Genomic DNA, 15,943 nt, shown 5'->3' on the forward strand with positions numbered 1-15,943 from the left:
CCTTTCCCCCCTGGGGCCCCACCCCGCCCCGCGCCCCGCCCCCCCCCCCCCCCGGTCCCCCGCCCCCCCTGCCCGGCCCGGACAGAGGGGGGTGTCTTGGCACCAGACATTGGCGGCGGGCGCAAGAGCCAATCGATGCGGCCTTCGATCCTGGCAGAACCCGGCAGCAGCCCGGCAATGGCAAGCGCCAGCGTGCTCTTGCCCGAACCGCTCTCGCCGATGATGGCAAAGCGCTCGCCGGCGGGAATGTCGAGGCTGACACTCTTTAGTGCCGTCACCTCGGAGCCATCGCGGCGATAGGTCACCGTCAGATTGCGGATCGAAAGCAGCGCCGTCACGACAGGCCCCTCCTCACCGCCGTCGTCTCGACGACGCCTTCGCCGGCGAGATACACACCTAGCACCGTGAGCACGAGTGCTATTCCCGGAACGATCGACAGGAACGGCGCGGTGCGCAGCACGGCACGGCCTTCGGCGATCATGCCGCCCCAGGTAACGCGGTTGGGGTCGCCGAGGCCGAGAAAGGACAATGCCGCTTCGGTGAGAATCGCCGCGGCGACGATCACCGACGACAATGCCAGTACCGGCGGCAATGCGTTGGGCAGCACCTCGCGAAAGGCGATCTCCAGCGGATGCATGCCGATGACGCGGGCGCCCGCTACAAAATCGCGCTCGCGGATCGACAGCACTTCGGCTCGCGCCACGCGTGCCGGTCCGGTCCAGGCGCCCAGTGCGATCGCCGCGACGACGACGCCGAGCGACGGCCCGACGATGCTGACGAAGGCCAAAGCCAGCAGAAAAGCTGGCACGGTCTGGAAAGCGTCGGTGATGCGCATCAGCACTTCGTCGATAAGGCCGCCGGCAAAGCCGGCCAGCGTGCCGATCACTGCGCCGACGGCAAGGGCGGCGGCGGCGGCCGCCAGGCCGACCGCCAGCGAGGTGCGGGCGCCGTGGAAAAGCTCGGCCAGCATGTCACGGCCGAGGCGGTCGGTGCCTAGTGGTAGCGACCAGTCCTGGAACGGCGGCAGCAATGCCGGCCCGGCAATGGCCTGCGGATCGCCGGGAAAGAACAAAGGTGCGGCAAGCGCCACGGCAAACAGCGCCGCCAGGATGACAATGCCGGCGATCGCTTCCGGCGTCCGGAGAAAACGGCGAAGCGGGTTCACGCGCCGGCCTCATTGGCTCCGACGCGCGGATCGAGGACGGCGTAGGCGATGTCGACGAGAAGGTTGATGATGACGACCAGAACGGCGCTGACGAGAATGATGCCGAGCAGCAACGGCGTGTCGCGTGCCGCCACCGCTTCCTGCGCCAATCGGCCAAGGCCTGGCACCGAAAAGACGCTTTCGATGACGACGCTGCCGCCCAGCATTTGCGCGGACTGCAGGCCAAGCATGGTGACCAGCGGCAACAGCGCGTTGCGGGCGACATGGGCGAGCACGACGCGACGGCGGGAAAGTCCCCTGGCGCGAGCGGCGAGGACAAAATCCTGCCGCCAGACCTCGGCCATGCCGGCGCGCATCATGCGCAGATAGAGCGCGAGATAAATGAAGCCGAGCGCGGAGACCGGCAGGACGAGATGGCGGGCGATGTCGCCAGCGCGATCAAGGCCGGTCCTGGCCGAGGCGATGCTCTCGATGCCGCCGATCGGAAACCAGCGCAGGTCGACGGCAAAGACGATGATCAGCACCAGCCCGAGCCAGAAGCCCGGTATGGCATAGACCGCCAGCGAGCCGATAGACAGGAAGCGATCACGGACGCTGCCGGGTCTGGCGCCGGCATAGATGCCGAGCACCGAGCCGAGTCCGAAGGAGAGCGCGGTGGCGCTGCCCATCAACAGCAGCGTGTTGGGCAGGCGCTCGGTGATGACATCGCGGATCGGCCGCGAAAAGGTGACGGACTGGCCAAGGTCGAGATGCAGCAGCGCCCAAAGGTAATTGGCCAGCCGCGTCAGCTCAGATTGGTCGAGCCCCCAGCGGTGACGCAACAGCTCGATCATGCCGGCGTCGCCGCCGGTCGAGACGATGTAGGCATCGACCGCATCGCCGGGAGCGGCTTCGAGCAACAGGAAGGTGCCGATGACGACAATCAGCAACACGAAGATGCTGCCGACGAGGCGACGGCGAAGGAGGGTGAGGGCGCGGCTCATGGCGGCGCCGGGTGCTTGGCGCAGTGGCAATTAGGAGATGCGGTGTTTCTTCCCACCCCCCTCTGTCCTGCCGGACATCTCCCCCGCAAGGGGGGAGATCGGATGTCATTAGCGATTTCGCCAATCTTCAACGCAGCAGGCAAATAAGCCGACGTTGCGGCCAGCCAATCTCCCCCTTTGCGGGGGAGATGTCCGGCAGGACAGAGGGGGGTGTGAAGGAACTCGGTATTTGACCAAGTTTCCACACGGATTCCGGCGCGAATTTTCATCCGCCAGAATGTGTCACGATTCTAAATAGGTGTCCGCCCAGTTCGACACCGCCCAGCGCGGGGTGTTGGCGATGTTCTTGACCGTATCGCGGGCGACGCTGATGAAACTCCATTCGGCGACGTTGATCAGTGGCAGGTCGGCGGCAACTTTTCTCTGGAACTCCTTGTAGAGTTCGGTGCGGGCGGCGGTGTCAAGCGTCTCCGATGCCTTGGCGATCAGAGCGTCGAGATCGGCGTTCTTGTAGCCGCCCTGGTTGGAGAAAGGCACCCCGTCGGGAATGCCGCTCTGCACGAGGATGGTGGTCGAGATCGCCGGATCGCCGCGGAACACCGGCGGCCCGACCGCAAGGTCGAAGGCGTGGTCGGTGTAAACCGCCTTGATATGCGCGGCAGAGTCGTTGTTGACCAGCTGGGCGTCGATGCCGATGGCGGCGAGCGCCTGACGAAGATAGTCGCCGAACTGCTTGGTCTCGTTGAAATAGGGCGCCGGCAGCAGTTTCAGCGAAAAGCGCTTGCCATCATCGCCTCGGCTGTAGCCGGCCTCGTCGAGCAAGGCGTTGGCCTTGGCGACGTCGAAAGCATAGGTCGGCACGTCGGCGGTGTAGAATTGCGGGTCGTTTTTCGGCACCGGGCCAGTGGCGGTGGCGGCATAGCCGAGAAACACCGTCTTGACGACGAAATCCTTGTCGATAGCGTGAGCGATCGCCTGGCGCACTTTCAGGTCGGCCAGCTCCTTGCGGCGATGGTTGATCTCGACGACCAGTTGGTAAGTCAGCCCTTCGTATCCTTTGGTGATCACCTTGAGGCCGGGCACTTTGGAGATGCGGTCGAGATCGGCCAGGGGCACGGCGGAGAAGGCGGCGAGCTGGATCTCTTCGGCCTCGAGCGCGCTGGCCGCCGACGTGCGGTCCGGCAGCACCTGATAGATGATCTCATCGAGATAGGGCTCGTCCTTGCCCCAATAGTCGGTGTTCTTCTCCAGCCGGTAATATTCGCCGGGCTTGTATTCGGCAAATTTGAACGGTCCGGTGCCGACCGGGGCGTTGTTGGCCGGGTTGTCCTCGATCTTTCCGGTCTCGTAGATGTGCTTGGGCACCACGCTGCTCAGCGCCGGCAAGGCGTTGCGGATCAGCTGGAACGGGGTCGGCTTGGCGAATTTGAACACGGCGGTCGCCTCGTCCGGCGTGTCGACCGCCTCCAGATCCTTGAACACGGTGCGGCCGAGATTCTGCAGCGGTTTCCAGACCTGCAACGCCGAGAAGGCGACATCGGCTGAGGTGAAGGGCTTCCCGTCATGCCATTTGACGTCCTCGCGCAGTTTGAACGTCACCGACAGGCCGTCGGCGGCGCCTTCCCAGCTGAGCGCCAGCCGTGGCTCGAGCCCGTCCTTGCCGCCGAAGGAGGCCTCGGCCAAGGTTTCCACGATCTTGCTCGAGATGAAGAAGACGCCGTTCGAGGCGACAATCGCCGGATTGAGATTGCGCGGCTCGGAATCAGCGGCGACAACCAGTCGTCCGCCCTTTTTCGGCGTCTGCGCCCAGCCGATCGTCGGCATGGCGGTGGAGGCCAGCAGCAATGCCGAACCCGCAAGCATCGTACGCCTGGAAATGGTGAACTCTGGCATGATCGAACTCCGTCCTCTCCGCGACCCGGCCGGGTGCGCCGTACCCCTCGGACGCTCGTGAGCATCCTGCAAAGCTGATTATGGCCCTTGTCCGGGGTTTCGCCAGAGACGGAATTGGCGCATCCTCACGTGGCTTTGAAATTTCCGTCCGCTGGACCAGTTACAGGGAAGCGGTCCAATGCGCTGATCTGGCCGGACCAGATTAGACCATGCCGGTAGCGGAATGAGCTTTTGGCGCCCGCTCGACCCATTCTGGCTGGACCAGACCGGGCAAAATGATGCAGATTTGAGGGGAGCCAAGGCTCTAAAACCAGAAAGGCCGGCGCCACGTGCGGTCGGTCATGGCACTTCAGGGAGAGAGACAATGAACGTTGCTCCGGGCAAGAATGTCGTCGGCAGCGTGCCGTTCGACCAGGCCAGGGTGGACGGGCTGATGGAGGAAGCCGGCATCGACGTGCTGCTCGCCACCTCCAAGCACAACACGCAATATCTGCTTGGCGGCTACAAGTTCATCTTCTTCGCCGCCATGGATGCGATCGGCCATAGCCGCTATCTGCCTGTCGTCGTCTACGAGAAAGGCGGGCCGGAGCATGCCGCCTATATCGGCAACCGCATGGAGGGCGGCGAGCACCAGAACCATCCGTTCTGGACGCCGACACTGCATGCCGCCTGCTGGGGCACGCTCGATGCCGCCAACCTGGCGGTCGAGCATTTGCGGAAGATCGGCAAGGGCAATGCCCGCATTGGCATCGAGCCCGCCTTCCTGCCGTCCGACGCCTATATGCTGATCCGCAACGCGCTGCCGGACGCCAAGCTGATCGACGCCACGCACATGCTGGAGCGCATGCGAGCAATCAAAACCGAAGCCGAGCTGGAGAAGCTGCGCATTGCTTCGGAGCTGATCACCGATTCCATGCTGGCGACCATCGGCTGGGCACGCGAAGGCACAACCAAGAGCGAGATCATCGAACAGCTCAGGCGCGAGGAGACCAATCGCGGCGCGCATTTCGAATATTGCCTGTTGACGCTAGGCTCCAGTCACAACCGCGCGGCCTCGCCGCAAACGTGGAAGAAGGGCGAGGTGATGTCGATCGATTCCGGCGGCAACTACCACGGCTATATCGGCGACCTTTGCCGCATGGGCGTGCTGGGTGAGCCTGACGCCGAACTCGAGGATCTGCTGGCCGAGATCGAGACGGTGCAGCAGGCGGCCTTCTCCAAGGTAAAGGCGGGCACGCTGGGCGGTGACATGATTTCTCATGCCGAAGGCGTGCTGAAGAAATCCAAGGTTGCGGCCTATACCGATTTCTTCGCGCATGGCATGGGGCTGATCACGCACGAAGCGCCGTTCCTGATGACCAACCATCCGGTGACCTATGAAGGCACCTATGCCGCAAAGCCGCTGGAGAAGAACATGGTGCTTTCGGTCGAGACGACCATGCTCCACCCGACGCGCGGCTTCATCAAGCTGGAGGACACGGTGGCGGTGACCGGCGCCGGTTACATTATGTTCGGCGATCGGGGTAGGGGCTGGAACAGGGGCGGGGCTTAGGCGCCGTCTATCTCAATTCCCACCTGACGGCAGCAGCCTGAAATCCGGCAGGTCGCGCAGTGCCAATTCCGGCCCGGCCGGCGAATAGACGACGAAAAGCTGCATCGGCGCGTCGCCGGTATTGAGCGTCGAATGGAAGCGGCTTTCCGGCACATAGATGGTGCAACCGGGGCCGACCTTCTCGACGACCGGATTGCCCTTCTCGTCTTCGACCATCTGCTCGCCATTGCCTGAGATGACGAAAATGATCTCCTCGGCACCCGGATGGTTATGACGCGTATGGCCCTTGCCCGACGGCAGGTCGACGACACCACCGGAAAAGCGCTTCGCGCCGTTCACTTCGGGAGCGACCGTCAGCGACAGCCTGCCCCAGTCGAAGCCGAAGGCGCTGACGTCTTTTGGGTATACGAACACCTTGCTGTTGTCGGTCATCGTCTCACCCCTTCTTCTACGCAGCGCCGAACGTGACGGCCTTGAAATCCGCCGTTTGCCTGGCGATCGAAGCTTCCGCCGGCAGCCGTTCCATCGAACTCGCGCCGTAGAAACCGTGCAGGCCCTTGCAGCGCTCGAGAATATATTTGGCGTCGTCCGGCATCGAGATCGGCCCGCCATGGCAAAGCAGGATGATATCCTCGCGCACTGAGCGTGCCGCTTCGGCAATGGCGTCGATCTCCTTCACACAGTCGTCCAGCGATTTAGCCGAGGTCGCACCGATCGAACCGCCGGTGGTCACCCCCATATGGGCGACGACGATGTCGGCGCCGGCTTGTGTCATGGCGCGAGCCTCGTCTGGATTGAAGACGTAGGGCGTGGTCAACAGGTCGAGTTTGTGAGCCTCGGCGATCATGTCGACCTCGAGCCCGAAGCCCATGCCGGTTTCTTCAAAACTCTGCCGCATCTGGCCGTCGAACAGGCCGATGGTCGGAAAGTTCTGCACACCGGAAAAGCCCATCGTCTTCAACTCGGCCAAAAGCAGCGGCATGATGACGAAGGGATCGGTGCCGTTGACGCCGGCCAGCACCGGCGTCTTCTTCACTACCGGCAGCACTTCGTAGGCCATCTCCTTGACGATCTCGTTGGCGTTGCCATAGGCGAGCAGGCCGGCGGCCGAGCCGCGCCCGGCCATGCGGTAGCGGCCGGAATTGTAGATGATGATCAGGTCGATGCCGCCAGCTTCCTCTGCCTTGGCCGACAGGCCGGTGCCGGCACCGCCGCCGACGATCGGAACGCCGTCCGCGATCATCTTGCGGAATTTCTCCAGGATTTTCTTGCGCGGTATGGCGGCCATATCTTGGTGTCTCACTGTCTGGCGATGTCGAGGAAGGCCGTTGTGGCGGCCCAGGCGAATTCGGGGTCGTTGATATGCAGCGGCAGGCGCAGAACGCGCCGCGTTTTGGCGGGTTTGATGGTGCGCTCGATCGCCTCGAACAAAGCTGCATCGGCTTCAGGGTCGAAGAAGGCGCCGCCTTCGATGTCGAGCGCCGACACGCCTTTCTCCGGAATGAGGAAACGAACCGGACCCTGGCAGAGGCTCAGCCTTGTACCGATCCATTCGCCGATCATTCTGCTTTCGTCGGCGGTGGTGCGCATCAGTGTGACGTTTGGATTGTGCTCATAGAATAGCCGGCCGCGATAGCGTTCCGGAATTGTTGGCGGCGCCCAGAAATTGACCATGTCGAGCGCGCCGACCGAGCCGACATAAGGCAGCCCGGTGCGGGCGATGGCACCAAAGCGATCGTCCGTCGCCGGCAGCACGCCGCCAAACAGCAAGTCGCAGACTTCGGTCGTGGTGATGTCGATGACGCCGGACAACAAGCCGCTGTCGGCCAATTTTTCCATGGTGCGGCCGCCGGTTCCAGTGGCATGAAATACCATACAGTCATAAGTCGAACGAAGTTCGTCGGCGATGGCGGTCACGCACGGCGTGGTGACGCCGAACATGGTGAGGCCTATCGAGGGTCTGCCGTCGGCCGGCGGCGCCGGCTTTGCCGCCATGCCTGATATCGCCTGGGCGGCATTGTGGAGCACGACACGGGAAAGCCGGTTGAGGCCGGCCATGTCGGTCACCGACGGCATCATGACGATGTCGGAGACGTCGACATAAGGCGCGGTGTCGCCGGAGGCCAAGGTCGAAACCATGATCTTGGGCAGGCCGAGCGGCAGCGTGCGCATGCCTGTGGTGATGATCGAGGTGCCGCCGCCACCGCCGATGCCGATAATCCCGGCAATATCGCTACGCGATTGAACAAATCGGGCAAAGGCGGCAGCCATCGCCGCCACTGCGGTGCCGTGGTCGTCGACGCCGAGCACGGCATTGCGACCCTCTGAATGGTGGCTGGCGACCTCGTCTGCCGAAACATCGACCGGCACGGTCGCGCCGCGTGTTCCGATGTCGACACGGGCAATCGAAGCGCCGGTTGCGGCGACCGCATCGGCCAGAAAAGCGAGTTCCTCGCCCTTGGTGTCGGCGGTGCCCACCACATAGATGCGCTTCATCGCGTTTCCCCGGTCCTGGGCGTGTTCGACGCTGCCGCCCCTTTGCCCGGCCATTCGACGGCGCGAAGGGCCATTGCAATTTTTTGAGACGCGCGTATCGTATTGACATGAATGTCTCACGTCAACAAGCGGCAACGGACGACGATGCCGGCCAGGGGCCGAACCCGCGGGTAGAGCGCGGGGCCCGCGCGCGCACCAGGCGGCTGATGCTGGAGACGGCGACAAAGCTGATGCAGGCGGGCGCCACGCCGTCGGTCAGCGAGGTGGCGGAGGCGGCGGAAGTCTCACGCGCCACCGCCTATCGGTATTTTCCGAGCCAGGCGGCGCTGGTGCAGGCGGTGGTCGATGAGGGGCTCGGACCGATCCTTACCTGGAAATCGAGCTCTGCCGATCCCGAGCGCCGGGTGGCCGAGCTGTTCGAGACCGCCATGCCGCGCATCGAGGCCTTCGAAGCGACGTTCAAGGCGGCGCTGAAACTGTCGCTCGACCAGTGGGCGCAGCGACAGGCAGGCACGTTTGACGGCGAACCGGCGTTCACGCGCGGCCATCGCGTCGATCTTTTGAAAGATGCGATTGCGCCACTCAAAGGCCGGTTGCCGCCGCGCGAATTCAAGCGGCTCGCGCAGGCGCTGTCATTGATCTTCGGTGTTGAGATGCTGATCGTACTGAAGGATATATGGGGATTGGACAGCCGCAGTATGATGTCGGTCGCGCAATGGGCCGCCAGCGCGCTGGTACGCGCAGCTGTGACGGAATCGATGATTGAAGGAGATGGGATCGCACCGATGACAGCCGCTAGATGACGCCAATCTGGTTCGACCAGATTTGCACCCTGCCTACTCATACTATTGGCGATGCAGCGGCCGAGGCAAGGCCCCTCTGTATCAAGGAGTAGGAAAATTCAGGGAAAACAGGCAGATATCGCAGAAACCAACTTGTCTGCGTGTCCGCCGCCGTCCAAGAAAGGGCTTGACGTTCGTCTGAAATTGGTAATACCAGATCAGGACAAATAAAGCGGATCAAAGGGTGAAGGCTAATATCCGTTTCGGTCGAACGAGGAGGCTCAAAAACCGGAACGGTGCCGTCACGGGAGGACTACCAGGGCCGGCCTCGCCGCCGGCTCGCATGACGCGGTAGAATGCGCACAAGGGAGGAAATCATTATGCGCAAGACAATGACCAGCTTGCTTGCTGGTATCGGCTTAGTGCTAGCCTGCGGAACGTCCGTCTACGCGCAGGAAAAGGAACTTACAATCTTCTGGGCGGAATGGGATCCGGCCAATTACCTGCAGGAACTCGGCAACGAGTACGAGAAGGAAACCGGCGTCAAAATCACGGTGGAAACCACACCGTGGCCCGACTTCCAGACCAAAGCCTTCACCGAGTTCAACGCCCATGGCGACGCCTATGATATGGTCGTCGGCGACTCGCAATGGCTCGGTGCCGGCTCGACCGGTGGCCACTATGTCGACCTGACCGACTTCTTCAACAAGCACAAGGTCGGCGACGTGATGGCACCGGCGACGGTGAAGTACTACGCCGAATATCCGGGCGGCAGCAGCAAGTACTGGGCCATTCCGCTTGAAGGCGACGCCGTCGGCTGGTCCTACCGCAAGGACTGGTTCGAGGATCCGAAGGAAAAGGAAGCCTTCAAGGCCAAGTATGGCTACGATCTCGACGTGCCGAAGGATTTCAAGGCGCTGCGCGACATCGCCGAGTTCTTCTACCGGCCGGACCAGAAAAAATACGGCATCGCCATCTACACCGACAATTCGTATGACGCGATGGCGATGGGCTTCGAAAACGCGCTGTTTTCCTTTGGCGGCGAGCTGGGTGATTATAAGACCTACAAGGTCGACGGCTTCATCAACTCCGACAAGGCGATCGCGGCGCTCGACGCCTACAAGGAACTCTACAAGTTCACGCCTCCGGGCTGGGCCAAGTCGTTCTTCGTCGAGGACAACCAGGCGATCACTGAAAACCTGGCCGCGATGAGCATGAACTACTTCGCGTTCTTCCCCTCGCTGATCAACGAGGCGTCGAACCCGAACGCCAAGAACACCGGCTTCTTCGCCAATCCTCCCGGCCCGAACGGGGACCAGTTCGCCGCACTCGGCGGTCAGGGCATCTCCATCGTTTCCTACTCGCAGAAGCAGGAAGAGGCGACCAAGTTCCTGGAATGGTTCATCAAGGACGAGACCCAGAAGAAATGGGCAGCGCTTGGCGGCTACACCTGCAGTGCCGCCGTGCTCAAGTCGCCCGAATTCCAGAACGCCACGCCCTACAACAAGGCGTTCTACGAGACCATGTTCAAGGTCAAGGACTTCTGGGCGGTTCCGGAATATGCCGAACTGCTGCAGCAGCTCAACCAGCGCATCTACCCCTACATGATCGGCGGCGAAGGCACCGCCAAGGAGACGCTGGACGCACTGGCAGCCGACTGGAACGCGACCTTCAAGAAATACGGCCGCGGCCAATAAGTATGAAGCTTCACGGAGGGGGCGTTCGTGCCTCCTCCGTTTCTTTTTCTGATTCTTGAACCGGGAGCAGGGTCTTGGCGACCACGATGATCACCACGCTGGACAGGTCCTCGCGGGCCGCTGCTCGCGGTCTAAGCGACATTTCGATCCGCAATCTTTTCATCATCCCGACGATCCTGTTTCTGATCGTCTTCAACATCTTCCCGCTGATCTATTCGCTGGGCTATTCGTTCACCGATTTTCGCGCCTCGACCAGCGCGGCGGCGAATTTCGTCGGGCTGCAAAACTATCGCGACCTGCTCAGCGATCCCTATGTCTGGTCCAACTTCGCCATCACCGCAAAATACGTCATCATCTCGGTCGCCGGCCAGCTGCTCGTCGGCTTCGGCGTGGCCATGCTGCTCAACCGCGACATTCCGCTCAAGGGCCTGCTGACGACGCTCCTGTTGTTGCCGATGATGCTGTCTATGGCCGTCGTCGGCCTGTTCTGGAAACTGCTCTACGATCCGTCCTTCGGCATCATCAATTATGCGCTGGGCCTCGGCACCTTCGAATGGCTGTCGGATCCGAAAATGGCGCTCTATGCGGTCGCGCTGACCGATATCTGGATGTGGTCGCCCTTCGTCATGCTGTTGTCGCTGGCCGGCCTGTCGGCCGTGCCCAAGCATCTCTACGAGGCCGCCGCGATCGACAGGGCCGGGCCGTTCTACACCTTCTTCCGCATCACGCTGCCGCTGGTCGCGCCGATCCTGATGATCGCGGTCATCTTCCGCACCATGGAGGCGTTCAAGACCTTCGACCTCGCCTATATCCTGACCAGCCAGCCGACGGCCGAGCTGATCTCGATCCGGCTCTACAAGATGGCGTTCCAGGAATGGCAGACCGGGCGCTCCTGCGCGCTCGCCTACATCGTGTTGATCATGGTGCTGGCGATCACCAACATCTATGTCAAATACCTCAACAAGGTGAAGGAGCGCTGAGATGGCCGCAGTCCGCACTTCTTCCGAAATCACCTTCAACCGGGTCGCCATCGTCGCCGTCCTGCTGGTGACGATCATCTTCCTGGCGCCGATCTACTGGATAGCCTCGACGGCGTTCAAGCCGCGCAACCTCGCCACCACCATTCCGCCGACGGTGGTTTTCCAGCCGGAGATATCGCCCTTCGTCAAGTTGTTCACCAAGCGTTCGCAGCTGCGCAGCCCGCCATCACCGGAGGAGTACGCGGCTGCGCCGTGGTGGGAGCGCGTCGTCTTCAATGGCGGCGAAAAGATCGTGCGCGACGGCAAGGGCCAGGTGCAGTGGTCGGGCTATCCGAGCCGTTTCATGAACTCGCTGATCGTTGCCATAACCTCGACCGTCCTGGCCGTCGGCATGGGCACCTTCACCGCCTATGGATTCTCGCGCTTCAAGGTGAAAGGCGAGGCGGACCTGCTGTTCTTCATCCTGTCGACGCGCATGCTGCCGCCGGTGGTCGTCGCCATTCCGATGTTCCTGATGTACCGGGCGGTCGGCCTCAACGATTCCCATGTCGGCCTGATCATCCTTTACACCGCCTTCAACCTGTCCTTCTCGGTGTGGCTGATGAAAGGCTTCATGGACGAGATCCCCAAGGAGTATGAGGAGGCGGCCCTCGTCGACGGCTATACGCGCATGGAGGCCTTCTTCAAGATCGTGCTGCCCGAGGCCGCCACCGGCATCGCCGCCACCGCCGTGTTCTGCTTTATCACGGCGTGGAACGAATATGCCTTCGCACTGATCATGACCAGCCGCCGTGCCCAGACGGCGCCGCCTTTCATTCCCAGCCAGGTCGGCGCCGGCCTGCCGGACTGGACGGTGATTGCCGCCGGAACCTTCCTGTTCCTGCTGCCGGTCGCGATCTTCACCTTCCTGCTCCGCAACCATCTGCTGCGCGGCATGTCCTTCGGAGCGATCCGCAAATGAGTTTTCGCGACATCAATCAGAAATATCTCGAACCGGGCAGCCAGGTGCTGATGGTGCTCGGCATCATCGCGCTCTGCCAGCCATGGCACATGCTGCTGCACAGCTACGGCGTGACCATCATCCTGATCGGCCTGATCGGCTTCAACATCACCTCCAAGATCGCGCCGGAGGAGAAGGCCGGCACCGGGCAAGGGGCAAACCCGGGGGCGCAGCATTGACCCAGATCGAGCTTCGCGGTGTCCAGAAATTTTTCGGCGCCGTCCAGGTCATCAAGGACCTCAACCTGAAGATCGACGACAACGAGTTCATCGTGCTGCTCGGCCAGTCGGGCTGCGGCAAGACGACGACGCTCAGGGCCGTTGCCGGACTGGAGACGATCGACGGCGGCGACATCCTCATCGACGGCAAGCCGGTCCAGCATCTCAAGGCCGCCGACCGCGACATAGCCATGGTCTTCCAATCGTTCTCGCTCTATCCGCATATGAGCGTCTACGAGAACATCGCCTTTCCGCTGAGAGCGACGCGCAAGAGCAAGGCCGAGATCGACAGCGAGGTGCGCTCGGTCGCCAAGACGCTGCAGATCAGCGATCTCCTCGCCAAGAAACCGTCGGCCCTGTCCGGCGGCGACATGCAGCGCGTCGCGATCGGCCGAGCCTTGGTGCGGCGGCCGAAGGCGATGCTGATGGACGAGCCGATCGGCGCGCTCGATGCCAAGCTGCGCGAGGAGATGCGGGCCGAGATCAAGCGGCTGCACATCAAGCAGGGCTCGACCAGCATCTACGTCACCCACGACCAGATCGAGGCGATGAGCCTCGCCGACCGCATCGTCATCATGCATGAGGGCGTGCTGCAGCAGGTCGGCTCGCCGGACGAGGTCTATTCGCACCCGGCGAATCTTTTCGTCGCGCAGTTTGTCGGCAGCCCAGTTATGAACGTCGCCGACGCTTCGGTGACCGAGAAAGCCTCGTCGGCCTCGGTCACGGTTGGCGATGCGGCCGCCGGCTTCGAATTCCCGCGCACCTTGCTGTCGAAGCTCAACGGTCATGCCGGCGGCCAGCTCGCGCTCGGCATCCGGCCGGAGGGCGTTCTCGTTCGCCGCGAAGCCGCCGAGGGGTTCTTGCCGGTGGAGACGCAGATCGTTGAGCCGCTCGGCTCCTTCGATATCGTCGACCTCAAGGTCGGCTCCAAGATGCTGCGTGCACGCACCAAGAGCGGCTTCATCGGCGGCCCCGGCGAAAGGGTCTTCGTCAGAATCGATCCCAGCCAGGCGCATTTCTTCGACACGGCGAGCGGCAAATCGCTGGGAGTGAGACTCTGATGGCCCACATCCAGCTCAAGAACATTTCGAAGAAATTCGGCAACCACACCGCTTTGACCGGGCTCGACCTCGACATCGCCGACGGCGAGTTCTTCGTCCTGCTCGGCGAGACCGGCGCCGGCAAGACGACGACGCTGCGCATGATTGCCGGCCTGGAAAAACCGAGCGAAGGCCAGGTCTTTATCGACGGCGTCGATGTCGCCGATTGGGGCGCGGCCGAGCGCGACGTGGCGCTGGTGCTGCAGCAATATTCGCTCTATCCGCGTTATACGGTGCGCGAAAACCTCGAATTTCCGCTGAAGCCGAAGATCCGCCGGTTGCCCGATGCCGAGATCAAGGATCGTGTCGACCGCGCTGCCAGGACACTGCGGATCGAGCATCTGCTCGACCGCAAGACCGACCGGCTTTCAGGCGGCGAGATGCAGCGCGTCTCGATCGGCCGCGCCATCGTGCGCAAGCCGCGGGTATTCCTGATGGACGAGCCGTTGTCGGCGCTCGACGCCAAATTGCGCGAGGCGCTGCGCACCGAATTGAAGAACCTGCAGATGCAGCTCGGCGCCACCTTCCTGTTCGTGACGCACGATCAGATCGAGGCGATGTCGATGGGTGACAAGGTCGGCGTGCTCAACCATGGCCGCATCGTCCAGACCGGCACGCCGTACGAGATTTACAACAATCCGCGCGACACCTACGTGGCGAGCTTCGTCGGCTCGCCGCCGATGAATCTCATCGACGGCAAGCTTGTTAACGGGCGTGCGGTGATGGCACCGCTGAATTTCGAATTGCCGTTTGCGGGGGGTGCCAAGACTTCGGGGGGTGCCAAGACGGGCGCGGCGACCGACGGTCGCCCGCTCGTCTTCGGTATTCGTCCCGAGGACGTCTATCTCGAGACCGGCGCGCCGGTCGAGGCGCGGGTCCATGACGTCGAGAACCATGGCGTCGAGAAGATCCTGACGCTGCGGGTCGGCGACGCCATGCTGCGCGCCACTGTGCCGGCCAGGACCGACGTGCAGATAGAGCAGCCGGTGCGCTTTGCCTGGAACCCGGACAAGGTGGTGCTGTTCGATAAGGGCAGCGGAATAAGCCTGCGTCACGCCGGCTAAGTACAAGCCTCTTTACTGCAGCTAGAGTATCCGTCTTGGTCAAGGAAGGGATGGCGACCATTTCCGGTCGTCCCTGATGAGGGCGTTAGCGAGAACGACGAGCTTTCTCATGATGGCGGTTATGGCGAGTTTTGCAGGTTTTCCGCCGTCTCGGAGGTCTTGGTATTTTGTCTTGAGTGACTGATTGAAACGGACCGCGACGAGGGCTGGCATGTAGAGCGCCTGCCTGACCGACGATCTTCCTCCCCGGATGAAGCACTTGCCCTTCCACTGCCCCGACTGGCGATCGACCGGTGCGAGGCCGGCGAGGCTTGCGACCTGTTTGTTGGCAAGGGTTCCCAACTCCGGCATGTCGGCGATGATGGCGAAGGCTGTGACTTCGCCAAGGCCTGGGATACTGGTGAGGATGTCGAAGCGACGGACAAGATCTGGCTCGCGGGCGACCAGCGTACGACATTCGGCGTCGATCGCATTGATCTGGGTGGTGATTTGCCTGAGCCGCTGCTCGGCCTGGCGCTTCAAAAGCGGGATGGTCAGGTTCTTCTGCCTGTTCTGGGCGGCGGTACGGTCCTTGACCAATGCGCGGCGCGCTGCGACGAGTTCGCAAAGCGTATCAAGGGTGTCGCTGCGGATTGGTCGGATTTGCGGCGTCATCAGTTCGCCGAAGCGGGCGAGCATGGCGGCGTCGATGCGATCGGTCTTGGACAGTCGGCCGGCGGCCTTCGCGAAAGCGCGCGTGTGCTGCGGGTTCATCTTGACCAGCGGCAGGCCCTTGGCACCCAACGTGCGCTCGAGCAGCCGGTGGTAGGCGCCCGTCGCTTCGTAGACAATGCGGTTGGGGGCAAGCGGAGCCAGCCAGCGCAGCAGCTCGCGCAGGCCGTTTGCGTCATTGGCGAATTGCCGCTCCGTCCCTTCCGGCAGGAGATGGACGTCGAGGCGATCTTTCGAGATGTCGATTCCGAGCGTTCGTGCTATGATTGCGGTCATCTTTTCCGTGTCCCGTGCTTGTCATC

At 62.5% G+C, this 15,943-nt stretch carries 16 protein-coding genes; 8 read left to right on the plus strand and 8 right to left on the minus strand.

The features are described from left to right. From NKI22_RS30905 to NKI22_RS30920, 4 genes are all read right to left on the minus strand, one after another. A partial coding sequence (locus NKI22_RS30905; RefSeq protein WP_352959649.1) for an ATP-binding cassette domain-containing protein occupies positions 1-338 on the minus strand: 338 nt, incomplete at its 3' end. Further along, the gene (locus NKI22_RS30910) at positions 335-1,165 is read right to left on the minus strand and encodes an ABC transporter permease (RefSeq protein WP_023722306.1); all 831 of its coding nucleotides are present in this window, start codon (positions 1,163-1,165) and stop codon (positions 335-337) included. The genes NKI22_RS30910 and NKI22_RS30905, both read right to left, overlap by 4 nt. Beyond that, positions 1,162-2,148: an ABC transporter permease gene (locus tag NKI22_RS30915; protein ID WP_023722307.1), complete on the minus strand. Its 987-nt coding sequence runs from the start codon at positions 2,146-2,148 to the stop codon at positions 1,162-1,164. Before NKI22_RS30915 ends, NKI22_RS30910 begins: the two co-directional genes overlap by 4 nt. Positions 2,149-2,430: 282 nt before the next feature. Next, positions 2,431-4,041: an ABC transporter substrate-binding protein gene (locus tag NKI22_RS30920; RefSeq protein WP_352484964.1), complete on the minus strand. Its 1,611-nt coding sequence runs from the start codon at positions 4,039-4,041 to the stop codon at positions 2,431-2,433. A 364-nt stretch (positions 4,042-4,405) separates the two neighbouring features. Between NKI22_RS30920 and NKI22_RS30925 the strand changes: the two genes are divergently transcribed. After that, the gene (locus tag NKI22_RS30925; RefSeq protein ID WP_352484965.1) at positions 4,406-5,593 is read left to right on the plus strand and encodes a M24 family metallopeptidase; all 1,188 of its coding nucleotides are present in this window, start codon (positions 4,406-4,408) and stop codon (positions 5,591-5,593) included. A gap of 12 nt (positions 5,594-5,605) precedes the next feature. On the opposite strand, the gene NKI22_RS30930 is transcribed toward NKI22_RS30925, so the two are convergent. The 3 genes from NKI22_RS30930 to NKI22_RS30940 are packed head-to-tail and all read right to left on the minus strand — an operon-like array spanning position 5,606 to position 8,089. Next, positions 5,606-6,025, minus strand: coding sequence for a cupin domain-containing protein (locus NKI22_RS30930; protein ID WP_023722310.1), 420 nt, complete (start codon positions 6,023-6,025; stop codon positions 5,606-5,608). Positions 6,026-6,041: 16 nt separating this feature from the next. After that, complete coding sequence (locus NKI22_RS30935; RefSeq protein WP_352484966.1) at positions 6,042-6,881, minus strand: phosphoenolpyruvate hydrolase family protein; 840 nt, start codon at positions 6,879-6,881, stop codon at positions 6,042-6,044. Positions 6,882-6,892: 11 nt separating this feature from the next. After that, the gene (locus NKI22_RS30940; RefSeq protein WP_023722312.1) at positions 6,893-8,089 is read right to left on the minus strand and encodes a Tm-1-like ATP-binding domain-containing protein; all 1,197 of its coding nucleotides are present in this window, start codon (positions 8,087-8,089) and stop codon (positions 6,893-6,895) included. Positions 8,090-8,196: 107 nt separating this feature from the next. Here NKI22_RS30940 and NKI22_RS30945 point away from each other — a divergent pair, with 107 nt between their 5' ends. The 7 genes from NKI22_RS30945 (at position 8,197) to NKI22_RS30975 (ending at position 14,930) form a co-directional block, all read left to right on the plus strand. Next, the gene (locus NKI22_RS30945) at positions 8,197-8,892 is read left to right on the plus strand and encodes a TetR/AcrR family transcriptional regulator (protein WP_023722313.1); all 696 of its coding nucleotides are present in this window, start codon (positions 8,197-8,199) and stop codon (positions 8,890-8,892) included. Positions 8,893-9,251: 359 nt separating this feature from the next. Next, a complete protein-coding gene (locus NKI22_RS30950; RefSeq protein WP_023722314.1) occupies positions 9,252-10,568 on the plus strand; it encodes an ABC transporter substrate-binding protein in 1,317 nt (438 codons plus the stop codon). Positions 10,569-10,642: 74 nt separating this feature from the next. Beyond that, entirely contained in the window at positions 10,643-11,548 is a 906-nt protein-coding gene (locus NKI22_RS30955) for a carbohydrate ABC transporter permease (RefSeq protein ID WP_023722315.1), read from the plus strand. Position 11,549: 1 nt separating this feature from the next. Further along, complete coding sequence (locus NKI22_RS30960; protein WP_023722316.1) at positions 11,550-12,509, plus strand: carbohydrate ABC transporter permease; 960 nt, start codon at positions 11,550-11,552, stop codon at positions 12,507-12,509. After that, the gene (locus NKI22_RS30965) at positions 12,506-12,727 is read left to right on the plus strand and encodes a hypothetical protein (protein ID WP_023722317.1); all 222 of its coding nucleotides are present in this window, start codon (positions 12,506-12,508) and stop codon (positions 12,725-12,727) included. The genes NKI22_RS30960 and NKI22_RS30965 overlap by 4 nt, the downstream gene beginning before the upstream one ends. Next, a complete protein-coding gene (locus NKI22_RS30970; RefSeq protein ID WP_023722318.1) occupies positions 12,724-13,827 on the plus strand; it encodes an ABC transporter ATP-binding protein in 1,104 nt (367 codons plus the stop codon). Before NKI22_RS30965 ends, NKI22_RS30970 begins: the two co-directional genes overlap by 4 nt. Then, positions 13,827-14,930 (plus strand): ABC transporter ATP-binding protein, encoded by a 1,104-nt coding sequence (locus NKI22_RS30975; RefSeq protein ID WP_023722319.1) that lies wholly within the window; start codon positions 13,827-13,829, stop codon positions 14,928-14,930. Before NKI22_RS30970 ends, NKI22_RS30975 begins: the two co-directional genes overlap by 1 nt. Before the next feature lie 39 nt (positions 14,931-14,969). Here NKI22_RS30975 and NKI22_RS30980 read toward each other — a convergent pair whose 3' ends face one another. After that, a complete protein-coding gene (locus tag NKI22_RS30980; protein WP_352642893.1) occupies positions 14,970-15,917 on the minus strand; it encodes an IS110 family RNA-guided transposase in 948 nt (315 codons plus the stop codon). Between the last annotated feature and the right edge of the window lie 26 nt (positions 15,918-15,943).

Origin of the sequence: Mesorhizobium sp. M0778, assembly GCF_040320105.1 — a bacterium.
In the GTDB taxonomy this organism is placed as follows: Bacteria; Pseudomonadota; Alphaproteobacteria; order Rhizobiales; family Rhizobiaceae; genus Mesorhizobium.

Excerpts from the sequence above, each read along its gene's own strand:
- NKI22_RS30925 (WP_352484965.1), top strand. The coding sequence starts at position 4,406 with ATGAACGTTGCTCCGGGCAAGAATGTCGTCGGCAGCGTGCCGTTCGAC.
- NKI22_RS30915 (WP_023722307.1), bottom strand. The coding sequence starts at position 2,148 with ATGAGCCGCGCCCTCACCCTCCTTCGCCGTCGCCTCGTCGGCAGCATC.
- NKI22_RS30940 (WP_023722312.1), bottom strand. The coding sequence starts at position 8,089 with ATGAAGCGCATCTATGTGGTGGGCACCGCCGACACCAAGGGCGAGGAA.
- NKI22_RS30960 (WP_023722316.1), top strand. The coding sequence starts at position 11,550 with ATGGCCGCAGTCCGCACTTCTTCCGAAATCACCTTCAACCGGGTCGCC.
- NKI22_RS30980 (WP_352642893.1), bottom strand. The coding sequence starts at position 15,917 with ATGACCGCAATCATAGCACGAACGCTCGGAATCGACATCTCGAAAGAT.
- NKI22_RS30930 (WP_023722310.1), bottom strand. The coding sequence starts at position 6,025 with ATGACCGACAACAGCAAGGTGTTCGTATACCCAAAAGACGTCAGCGCC.
- NKI22_RS30950 (WP_023722314.1), top strand. The coding sequence starts at position 9,252 with ATGCGCAAGACAATGACCAGCTTGCTTGCTGGTATCGGCTTAGTGCTA.
- NKI22_RS30945 (WP_023722313.1), top strand. The coding sequence starts at position 8,197 with ATGAATGTCTCACGTCAACAAGCGGCAACGGACGACGATGCCGGCCAG.
- NKI22_RS30965 (WP_023722317.1), top strand. The coding sequence starts at position 12,506 with ATGAGTTTTCGCGACATCAATCAGAAATATCTCGAACCGGGCAGCCAG.
- NKI22_RS30920 (WP_352484964.1), bottom strand. The coding sequence starts at position 4,041 with ATGCCAGAGTTCACCATTTCCAGGCGTACGATGCTTGCGGGTTCGGCA.
- NKI22_RS30935 (WP_352484966.1), bottom strand. The coding sequence starts at position 6,881 with ATGGCCGCCATACCGCGCAAGAAAATCCTGGAGAAATTCCGCAAGATG.
- NKI22_RS30975 (WP_023722319.1), top strand. The coding sequence starts at position 13,827 with ATGGCCCACATCCAGCTCAAGAACATTTCGAAGAAATTCGGCAACCAC.